This window comes from Kribbella sp. NPDC048915 (assembly GCF_040649595.1).
Taxonomy (GTDB): domain Bacteria; phylum Actinomycetota; class Actinomycetes; order Propionibacteriales; family Kribbellaceae; genus Kribbella.
Map to the genome: position 1 here is coordinate 1 of NZ_JBEZFT010000140.1, position 7,833 is coordinate 7,833.

At 68.8% G+C, this 7,833-nt stretch carries 6 protein-coding genes; 5 read left to right on the plus strand and 1 reads right to left on the minus strand.

The window, feature by feature from the left end:
• Positions 1–487: 487 nt before the first annotated feature.
• Positions 488–1,960, minus strand: a complete 1,473-nt coding sequence (gene cysS, locus AB0B82_RS35070; protein ID WP_360178804.1) for a cysteine--tRNA ligase — start codon at positions 1,958–1,960, stop codon at positions 488–490.
• Positions 1,961–2,308: 348 nt separating this feature from the next.
• Between cysS and AB0B82_RS35075 the strand changes: the two genes are divergently transcribed.
• The 5 genes from AB0B82_RS35075 to AB0B82_RS35095 all read left to right on the plus strand — a co-directional run bounded on the left by AB0B82_RS35075 (position 2,309) and on the right by AB0B82_RS35095 (position 7,568).
• Positions 2,309–3,427: an endonuclease gene (locus AB0B82_RS35075; protein ID WP_360178807.1), complete on the plus strand. Its 1,119-nt coding sequence runs from the start codon at positions 2,309–2,311 to the stop codon at positions 3,425–3,427.
• 105 nt (positions 3,428–3,532) lie between these two features.
• The gene (locus AB0B82_RS35080; protein ID WP_360178810.1) at positions 3,533–4,585 is read left to right on the plus strand and encodes a hypothetical protein; all 1,053 of its coding nucleotides are present in this window, start codon (positions 3,533–3,535) and stop codon (positions 4,583–4,585) included.
• Between the two features lie 2 nt (positions 4,586–4,587).
• A complete protein-coding gene (locus AB0B82_RS35085; RefSeq protein ID WP_360178813.1) occupies positions 4,588–5,625 on the plus strand; it encodes a hypothetical protein in 1,038 nt (345 codons plus the stop codon).
• Between the two features lie 4 nt (positions 5,626–5,629).
• Entirely contained in the window at positions 5,630–6,676 is a 1,047-nt protein-coding gene (locus AB0B82_RS35090; protein ID WP_360178816.1) for a hypothetical protein, read from the plus strand.
• Positions 6,677–6,743: 67 nt separating this feature from the next.
• Positions 6,744–7,568, plus strand: coding sequence for a siderophore-interacting protein (locus AB0B82_RS35095; protein WP_360178819.1), 825 nt, complete (start codon positions 6,744–6,746; stop codon positions 7,566–7,568).
• The last annotated feature ends 265 nt before the right edge of the window (positions 7,569–7,833 follow it).

The window sequence follows — 7,833 nt, forward strand, 5'->3', positions numbered from 1 at the left end:
GTCCCGTGCCAGGGGCCACAGCTGAGCGTGAACCAGACACCGAACACACCCGCCCCGCACCACACTAACTGTCGAGCGTGCACACCTTCGGGCCGTGCATCAATCATCTAGGAGGATTTTCCGCGTGACAGTGGAGGATTCTGCCCCGCCATAGGCAGAAAACCCTCCATAGATCCACGGTGACAACACAATCCCCACGCGCGCTTACCCCAACGCCTCATCACGCCGGCCATGCTCACCCCGGGCGGCGACCTACTACACCCTCCGCCGGCAGAAGCCGACCTACACCTCAGTCAGGAGACCCGGATATCCGCTCCTGTTGGGGGTTGTCTGCTCGTACGCCAACGGAGAACCCCCAACACGAGGGGTCAACCCATCCTGTCCCCACGCCCTCGTCACCCCGGCTCTCCCGCACGCAGACGGCGACCGACCACACCCTCCGCCGGCAGGACCCGACCCGCACCTCAGTCAGAAGGCCCGGATGAGCTCAGCTGACGCGGGTCCAGGTGGGGCCTTCGGGGGTGTCGGTGACCTGGACGCCGAGCTCGGTGAGCTCTGCGCGGATCGCGTCGGCGCGGGCCCAATCCCTTGCGGCCCGGGCCGCTTCGCGGTCCGCGACCAGTTGTTCGACCGCGGCCTCGTCGACGGCAGGTAGCTCGCTCTTCGGCTCGAGATCGGCCGGCGTGAGCGTGCCGAACGGCAGCCCGAGGACGGCGGCGCTCGCGGCGACGACGGCTCGCTGGCCCTGCTCGGTCAGTGCCTGATCGCGCAGCGACTCCTGCAGCAGCGCGAGCACCCGCGGCGTGTTGAGGTCGGAGCTGATCGCCTCGTCGATCTGCTCGATCACCCTGACGGCGGCCTCGTCGTCGCCGGCCGCGGCGCGGGCCTCGGCCACGGTCGTCACGGACGGCAGCTCGCCGAGTGCCGCCGTACGACGGACCAGCCGGCGCAGCGTGTTCTGCGCGCTGTCCAGCCCGCTCGTCGTGAACTCGAGCTGGGCCCGGTAATGCCCGCCGAGCAGGTACAACCGGTACGCGAGCGGGTGGTAGCCCTGCTCGGCCAGCACACTCACGGTCAGGACGTGTCCCGCGGACTTGGAGATCTTCGCCGAGTCGAGCTGCAGGAACTCGTTGTGCAGCCAGAACTTCACCCACGGCTGCCCGTCCCCGAGGTACGCCTCGCTCTGCGCGATCTCGTTGACGTGATGCAGCTGCCGGTGGTCGATCCCGCCGGTGTGGATGTCGAAATGCTCGCCGAGCAGCAGCATGCTCATCACCGAGCACTCCAGATGCCAGCCGGGCGCACCCCAGCCCCACGGCGAGTTCCAGCGCATCGCCCGCAGCTGGCCGGGCGGCTCGGCGCGCCACAGTGCGAAATCGGTCTTCGAGCGTCGGCCGGGTACCTCCTCGACGCGGGCCCCTTCGAGCTGGGCGTTGCGGTCGATCAGGCCGAGCTCGCCGTACGTCGGGTCCTTCGAGGTGTCGAAGTACAGCCCGGACTCGATCTCGTAGGTGTACCCGCGCTCGACCAGGCGCTGCGCGAACTCGATCATCTCGTCGACGTACTGCGTGGCGCGCGGATAGTGGTGCGCGGGCAGGATGTTCAGCCGGTCCAGGTCGGCGAAGAACGCCTCGGTGTACATCGCCGCGATCTCCTCGACCGAGCGGCGTTCGCGGGCGGCCGCGACCTCGAGCTTGTCCTCGCCGAGTTCGGCCTCCGCGACCGCGTGGCCGACGTCGGTGATGTTGATGACGTGCTCGACCTGGAGCCCCTTCCACAGCAGCGCCCGGCGCAGCGTGTCCGCGAACGTGTACGCGCGCAGGTTGCCGATGTGGGCGTAGCTGTAGACCGTCGGGCCGCAGGTGTACAGCTTGACGATGCCGTCCGCGGCGGGAGTGAAGTCCTCGACGCGACGTCCGAGCGAGTTGAACAGCCGTAACGGCGCTGACCGGGTGTCCACCCGCGCGATGCTACCGGTCGAAGAGTGAGATGACCTCGGGGCAGCCATGGACAACGCGTGCCGAAGTGAGTACGGTCCGTAAACGGCGTCCGCTCTACGCCACCCTTCGACGGTGAGGTGCCGCCCGCCAGTGGCGCCTCGCTGGTGTGTGGGCAGAGCAGGCTGCGGCGGTCCGTCACGGCCTGATGGGGGCCCATTCACCCAGGTGGGGTGGTCAACGACACTCACTCGTTGACCGCCCCACCGGTTCAACCTTGTTGCCAGGTCTTCAGCAAGTGTTTGTTAGCCGGCCGCCCATCCGGGGCAGACTTACCGGCGTTCGGTCCCCACCCGCCCCTGGGAGTCACCGTGTCCCGACATTTCCGTCCGGTCGTGCTCGTCACCGTCGTCCTGGCCCTGCTCGGCTTCGGCATCACCCCGTCGAACGCCGCGACCGCGATCTCCGTGAGTACGGCGATCGGTCGGCAGGACGGCTCGGTCGCCTCCGTCACCGGGTACGTGGTCGGTCAGCCGACCGCGACCAGCACCGTGGTCCGCAGCAACTTCCCGAACGACTACGCGCTGGCGCTGGCCGACTCGGCGTCCCAGACCAGTACGTCGGCGATGCTCTACGTGCAGATCCCGTCCGCGTTCCGCGCGTCGTACGGGCTGCAGAGCAACCCGGGTCTGCTCGGTACGCGGATCACCGTCACCGGCACGCTCACGGCGTACTTCTCGCACGCGGGCCTGAAGAACGCGACCGCCTTCAGCGGCGGCGGCTCGTCGGATCCCGGGCCCGATCCGGGTGACTACTACGCCGGCACCGAGGGCAAGACCGGGTCTGCGCTGAAGGCTGCGCTGCACACGATCATCTCGGACCAGACCAAGCTCAGCTACGACCAGGTCTGGAACGCGCTGAAGGTCACCGACCAGGATCCGAACAACAGCAACAACGTGATCGAGATCTACTCCGGCCGCTCGATCGCGAAGAGCAGCCAGGGCGGCGACGCCGACGACTGGAACCGCGAACACGTCTGGGCCAAGTCCCACGGCGACTTCGGCACCGCGACCGGACCGGGCACCGACATCCACCACCTCCGCCCGGAGGACGTCACGGTGAACTCGGCACGCGGCAACCTCGACTTCGACAACGGCGGTACGTCGGTCGCGCAATGCTCGGGCTGTACGGCGGACTCGGACTCGTTCGCGCCGCGCGCGGCGGTCCGCGGTGACGTGGCGCGGATGATCTTCTACATGGCGGTGCGCTACGAGGGCGACGACGGGTTCGCGAACCTCGAGTTGAACAACTCGGTCGGCAACGGCAGCGCGCCGTACATCGGCAAGCTCTCGGTGCTGAAGGCCTGGGCCGCGGCCGACCCGCCGGACGCGTTCGAGCGGAACCGCAACGAGGTCATCTACAGCCAGTTCCAACACAACCGGAACCCGTTCATCGACCATCCGGAGTGGGTCGCCGCGATCTGGCCGTGAACAGGGCGGCAACCGGTCCAGTGGGTCCGGCCCGATCGCGCACACTTGGGCGGAAACGGGCGGAAAAGCTGGCCCCTGCACCGGTCCGCTGCCACGCTCTGGACCATGCGAATCAAACGAGTACTTGCGGCGGTGCTGGCTGCGCCGCTCGCAGGAGTCATGCTCGGTGGTGCGCCGGCCGCCCAGGCCGCCCCGGATCCCTTCCTGACCATCTCTCAGGTCACCCTCGACCGCACGTCGGTCGCGGTGTCCGGCCTGAACACCTACCCCGTCAACGTCACCGTCAAGGGCGGCTACCACTCCGGTGAGCCGGCCGACGACGGCCTCGTCCTGAACGTCCTGCTCAAGCGCACCGGCGGCACCGGCCCGCGGGACTCGATCGTGTCCGCGGACCTCCGGCGGACCGCCGGCACGCTCGCGAACGGCACCTGGACCGGCCGTCTGAACGTGGCCTCGACTGCGAACGGCACGTTCAAGGTCACCGGCGTGATGACCGGTCCGTACGGCGGCCCCGGTGGCGGCACGCCCCTCGATCCGACGCCGTACGCCGGCCAGACGCTGACTGTGAAGGGGACGAACCTGCCGAGGATCACCGTGTCGGTGAATCCGAAGGTGGTGCCGTGGGGCAAGCCGTACACGATCACGTGGGCGGTCACGAACACCGCGACCGGGAAGCCGTACGGCACCCGGATCCCGATCGGCCTCGGCGTCGACACTCCGTGCGCCGAGGGCGGCAGCCCGCTGTACCGGACCGGGACGAACGGTCTGATCACCAAGTCGTACACAGCCGCTGACGGCCGCATGCTGAACTGCGCGCATCTCTACACCGACCCGTACTACATCGCCGGGCAGTGGTTGTTCGTGGCGCACCCGGCCGTCGTGTCGGCGACGCCGTCGAAGACCAGCGCACCGGTCGGGACGGTTGTCCCGGTCAACGGTTCGGTCTACCAGGTGAACTCGTGCCCGGTGCACCTGCAGCGTTTGTACGGCGCTTCCCAGTGGCGGACCGTCAACTCCGGGTCGGTACGACAGTCCGGGCGGTTCACGCTCACCGCGCAACCGGCGTACCGCGGGCTGATTCCGTACCGCGCCCACTTCCCGACCTGCGGCAGTGTCGTCGCGGGCTTCAGCAAGACGTTCTACCTCCGAGGGACGTGATGATGAAACGCCGACTTCTCGCGGCGCTAGCCGCCGTACCGCTGGTGCTCGCGCTGTTCCCGGCCGCTGCCGAGGCCGCGCCGGATCCAGATCTGAAGATCGACTCCGTCACGCTGAACAAGACCGGTGTCGCGGTCAGCGGCCTCAACACCGCGCCGGTCACGGTCACCGTGAAGGGCAGCTACGACACAGGCAGTCCGGACGACAGCAAGACGACGGTGAACGTCATCCTCGAACGCACCGGCGGCACCGGCATGCAGCGGACGCTGTTCTCCACCAACCTGCCGCGGCTGGCGAACGGCACCTGGAGCGGACCGCTGCACGTACCGTCCACAGCGAACGGGACGTTCAAGGTGACCGGCGTGCTGACCGGCCCGTTCTTCCCCGGCAGCGGGAGCATGACCGACCCGACGCCGTACGCCGGTCCCTCGCTCGCGGTCACTGGGACGCACCAGCCGAAGATCACCGCATCGGTGTCCCCGAAGGTCGTCCCGTTCGGCTCCCCCTTCAAGATCACCTGGGCCGTCACCGACGCCCAGACCGGGAAGCCGTACGGCTCGCGGCTGCGCGTGGCCCTGGGGACCGACAACATCTGCGCGGAGTACTTCGGACCCGGCTACACCGATCTCACCGGGACCAACGGTCTGCTGACGAAGTCGTACGCCGCCTCGGCCGCCGACTGGGTGAACTGCCTCCTGCTGCCCGGCAATCCGGCGTCGAACGGCGGCCTCGGACTCGTCGTCGCCCGGCCCGGCGTGGTCTCCGCGGCACCGTCGAAGACCAGCGCGCCGGTCGGCACGATCGTCCCGGTCAACGGCTCGGTGATGGGTGCGCCGTCCGCGTGCAAGGTCCAGTTGCAACGGCTGTACGGCGCCTCGCAGTGGCGGACCGTCGGCACCGGCGCGATCCGGCAGAGCGGACGGTTCACCCTGAGCGCGCAACCGGCGTACAAGGGCCAGATCCCGTACCGCGTCTACTTCCCGAAGTGCGGGCACTACCTCGCCGGGGTCAGCCGCGTCTTCTCCATCCGAGGGGTGTGACCTGATGCGCCGTCTGCTCGCTCTGCTGCTCGCTGTGCCGCTGCTGGCCGCTCCGCTGTCGGCGGTACCGCTGCCGGCGGGGGCCGCGCCGGACCCGGACCTGCACATCGAGTCGGTGACGCTGAACAAGACCAGCGTTGCCGTGAGCGGGTTGAACACGGCGCCTGTCACGGTCACGGTGACGGGGTCGTACGCCACCGGTCGTCCGGACGACAGCGACGCGCCGGTGAACGTCATCCTCGAACGCACCGGTGGCGCCGGTCAGGCCGACCGGCTGATCTCCACCGATCTGGTCCGCAACAAGGCGGCCGGGACGTGGAGCGGACCGCTCCACGTCCCGTCGACGGCGAACGGCACCTTCAAGGTGACCGGCGTGATGACCGGTCCGTTCTTCCCACCGAGCCCGCCGATGACCGACCCGACACCGTACGCCGGTCCGTCGATCACCGTCACCGGCACGCACCAACCGAAGATCACCGCGCTGGTGACGCCGAAGGTGGTGCCGTTCAACTCGCCGTACACGATTCGCTGGGCGGTCACGGACGCGCAGACGGGTAAGCCGTACGGTTCGCGGCTCCGCGTGTTCCTCGGCACCGACAGCGGGTGTGTCGAGTACTTCGGTGGCCGCTCCACGCACCTGACCGACACCAACGGCGTCGTGACGAAGGCCTACCCGGGCGGTTCGTGGATGCCCATCACGTGTCTGCTACTTCCGGGCAATCCAACGGCGAACGGTTGGCTCTCGTTCGTCCCGGCGCGGCCGGCGATTGTGTCGGCGGCGCCGTCGAAGACCAGTGCGCCGGTCGGGACCGTTGTCCCGGTCAACGGTTCGGTCGCGGGTGCGCCGTACAAGTGTCCGGTGCATCTGCAGCGGCTGTACGGCGCATCGCAATGGCGGACCGTCAGCTCCGGCGCCGTGCGGCAGTCCGGGCGGTTCACCGTGAGCGCGCAACCGGCGTACCGCGGCCTGATCCCTTACCGGGTCTACTTCCCGGCGTGCCGCTCGTATGTCGCGGGCGCCGGCAAGACCTTCTACATCCGCGGAACCTGAGCGCGGCTCGGGCGGGTGGGTTAGGCTGAGTTAGGTGAGCCTAACTTCCCCGCCCGAGAGGACTCGCGTGACCACCACCGAACCCCGCCGCAACCGCGTCTGCAAGCGCGCCGTCGTCCTCCGGACCGAGCGGATCACTCCGCACATGATCCGGGTCGTACTCACCTCCGACGACTTCGCGGACAACGGCTTCACCGACCACTACGTGAAGCTGCTGTTCTGCAAGGACGGCGTCGAGTACCCGGAGCCGCTGGACATGGGCGTAGTCCGTGAGACCTACCCCGCCGAGGACTGGCCGACCATGCGGACGTACACGGTCCGGCACTGGGACGAGGCGACCCGCGAACTGACCATCGACTTCGTGCACCACGGCGACGAGGGTGTCGCGGGTCCGTGGGCGGCGTCCGCGCAGCCGGGGGACGTGCTGTGGTTCAACGGTCCCGGTGGCGCGTACTCGCCGGATCCGGCTGCCGACTGGCACCTCCTGGTGGGCGACGAGAGCGCCCTGCCCGCCATCGGTTCTGCGGTCGAGCAGTTGCCGCCGGGAGTGCGTGCCACAGTGCTGGTCGAGGTGGCCGACCCGTCCGAGGAGCAGAAGTTCGGCGGCTCCGGCGACCTTGACGTCCGCTGGTTTCACCGCGCGGGTGCGGGTGGTGGACGCGGTGACGCCCTGGTGGCCGCCGTGGAGGCGCTTGACTTCCCCAACGGCACGGCGCACGTCTTCGTCCACGGCGAGGCCGGCTTCGTCTTCCGCATCCGCAAGAACCTCTTCCAGGACCGCGGCCTCCCCCGCGACCAGGTCTCGCTCTCCGGCTACTGGCGTCTCGGTAAGAACGAAGACGGCTGGCAAGCCGAAAAGCGCGACCTCGCCCGCCAGAACCCCTCCACCTGACCCCGGACCCATCTCGCCGGCGTAACTCCTACCCGAAGGGGTATCCGGCCCTTGTGACCCGAAGGGGTATCCGGTTCTTGTGACCGATCCGCGGGTGGGTCCGGGCCCGGGTGCCTGAGGGCCCGGGCCCGGGTGACCGAGTCGGCGCCCGCGCTGGACGGCCGCGCTGGACGGCCGCGCTTGTCCCCGCACGGTGGGTTCACCCATTGTGTTGTGGGTTCCTGACCCGTGTGAAGGGTGCGGAACCCACAACACCGTGGGTGTA

Bases quoted from the DNA above. Each gene is read 5' to 3' on its own strand.
- AB0B82_RS35090 (WP_360178816.1), top strand. From the start codon at position 5,630: ATGCGCCGTCTGCTCGCTCTGCTGCTCGCTGTGCCGCTGCTGGCCGCT.
- AB0B82_RS35085 (WP_360178813.1), top strand. From the start codon at position 4,588: ATGAAACGCCGACTTCTCGCGGCGCTAGCCGCCGTACCGCTGGTGCTC.
- AB0B82_RS35080 (WP_360178810.1), top strand. From the start codon at position 3,533: ATGCGAATCAAACGAGTACTTGCGGCGGTGCTGGCTGCGCCGCTCGCA.